We start from the raw sequence: 2,437 nt of genomic DNA on the forward strand, positions 1-2,437 counted from the left end.
GCGCGGGCCGGGGGATCGAGGGCATGCGGAGGCGGGCGGCCGCGGCCGGCGGGCGGCTGACCGCGGGACCCGGCCCGGACGGCGGCTGGCAGGTGCGGGCGGCGCTCCCCGACGACACCGGCCCGCGGCCCGCGCCCGCCGCACCCCGGCGCCGCGACGCACTGCGCGTACAGCGCCTGTGCGACCCCGCGCTCACCGCCGCCGCGGGGACCCTGCCCCTGTTCGTAGCCCTCGCCGACCTGGAGAACCCGACGGACACCGGCCACCGGGCCGACGCCGGCGCTCTGGCCGTCCTCGCCCTGCTGGCCGCCGTGCACGCACTGCCGCTGCTGTGGCGGCGGCGCGCACCCCGGGCCGCCCTCGCCGGCGTACTGACAGCGGCCTGGCTGTGGCCGCCGGCCGTCGCCTGCTCGCTCCTGCCCGCCCCGATGGCACAGTTCCTGGCCGCAGGCCTCCTCGCCGAGGCCCTCGCGGTCTACGCCGTCGGGGTGTACGGCCCCCGGCCCGCCGGCACCTGGCCACTGGCCCTGGCGGCCTCGACCGCCACGGCGGCGGTGCTGCCGGTCACGGCCGGCGTCGACGGGACGCTCGGCGGCCTGCCCGTCTCGTGGACCTCGGCCCTCGTCATCGCCGCGGTGACATGGGCCCTGCTGACACCGGCGTTCGCGCTGCTGTGGACCACCGGACTGGCGGTCCGGCGCAGCCGGCTGCGCGTGCTGGCGCGCGAGGACCACGCGCTCGCCAGTTCGGCATGGCAGGCCGGCCTCGCGGCGGACGCCGAACGGCGGCGGCTGGCGGCGAAACTGCGCGAAGCGGTCCTGGACCGCACCGCCGGCGTCGTCGAGAACGCCGCCCACGGACGGCTGGAAGACGTCGGCGACGCCGCACGTTCAGCCCTCGCCGCGATGCGTGAGCTGCTCCACAGCCTCGACGGAGCCGACCCGCGCGGTCAGCGGCTCGCACCGTCCCCCACCGCCGCCGACCTCGGATCACTGTGTCACCGCCTGCGGGCGGCGGGACGGGACGTACGGCTGCGCGGCCTGGCCGGCACGACCGCGCAGCTGCCGCCGTCCGTGGCCCTGTTGGCGTACCGGATGGCGGCGTCCGCCCTCGACGCCGGTGACCGGGGACCGGCCCGGGTCACCCTCCGCCGGCGCCGCGGTACCCTGCACCTCACGGTGTCAGGGGTGCCTCTCGCGGTCACCGGGCCGGTCGCGGAACGCCTGCGGGTGCAGGCCGACGCGGGTGGGGGACGGATCACCTTCGCTCCGGCCGGTACCGTGCGGGTGTCACTCCCCGCCTCACCACGATCCGCTCCGGCTCAGGAGGTGCCGCCGTCACCACACATGTGATGGTCGTCGACGACCAGGCGGTGGTCCGCGCCGGATTCGCGGCCATGGTGGACGCCGAACCCGACCTGACGGTCGTGGCGGAGGCGGGTGACGGGGCGTCAGCGGTGGAACTCGCGGCGGCCCGGGCACCCGATCTCGTCCTGATGGACATCCGCATGCCCGGCATGGACGGACTCACCGCCACCCGTCTCATCACCGGACTGGAGACCCGGCCCAGGGTGCTGGTGCTCACGACGTTCGACCTCGACGAGTACGTGTACGAGGCCCTGCGGGCCGGTGCGTCCGGCTTCCTGCTCAAGGACGCCCAGCCGGAGGAACTGCTGACCGCCGTCCGGGTGGTGGCCGCCGGCGACGGCATCCTCGCCCCCGGCGTCACCCGCCGGCTCATCGACACCTTCGCTCGGGGCGGCTCCCTGCCGCCTCCGGTGCCCGCGTTTCTGGCCCGGCTCACCCCGCGCGAGCGCGAGGTGCTCCTGCACATCGCCTCGGGCAGGACCAACGCCGAGATCGGCGTCGAACTCGGCGTGACCACGGGCACGGTCAAGACCCATGTGAACGCCCTCCTGGCCAAACTCGGCCTGCGCGACCGGGTGCAGGCGACGATCCTGGCGTACGAGAGCGGTCTGATCCGGCCCGGTGGCACGCCCGCGCTGTGACCCCGCCGGGCCGCGCACGGCTGACCACCGGCCTCGCGGCCGCCGAGGACGCCGGGGATGCTGACGCCACCGGGGACGCCCAGGGCGCCCAGGGCGTCGGGATGCCGATGCGGCTGACGCCGCCGGGGACGCGGGTGCCGCCCTCGGCGCCGGTGCCGTCGCTGATGTCGCCTGCCGCGTTCGCCGTCCCCGTCCGCGAAGCCGTCGGTGCTTTGGGGAACAGTCGGTTCGGCCGGCAGCGTTGCACGGACCGAGGGACCCGGACAGCCGGGGCGGGGGAGCGCGGAGAGCGCGAGGTCGTCGCCGCAGGAGCCGGGCCCCTCGTGGGATCGCGGTACGACCGCCGCGCACCCGGACCGACACGCAAGTCCGCAGGAGGACTGTCTGATGACTGACCGGCCCTTGACGCTCATGGCCGTGCACGCCCAC

1 protein-coding gene and 1 pseudogene are annotated in these 2,437 nt (G+C 76.3%); both read left to right on the forward strand.

Annotated features, from left to right (window positions below; all coding sequences use genetic code 11):
- Positions 1-1,352, forward strand: a pseudogene (locus ABZ719_RS37505) (histidine kinase); the annotation flags it as partial.
- Positions 1,352-2,008: a response regulator transcription factor gene (locus ABZ719_RS37510; protein ID WP_366729647.1), complete on the forward strand. Its 657-nt coding sequence runs from the start codon at positions 1,352-1,354 to the stop codon at positions 2,006-2,008. The pseudogene ABZ719_RS37505 and the gene ABZ719_RS37510, both read left to right, overlap by 1 nt.
- Positions 2,009-2,437: the final 429 nt, after the last annotated feature.

The organism is Streptomyces sp. NPDC006743 (genome assembly GCF_040703815.1).
Classification (GTDB): Bacteria; Actinomycetota; Actinomycetes; order Streptomycetales; family Streptomycetaceae; genus Streptomyces.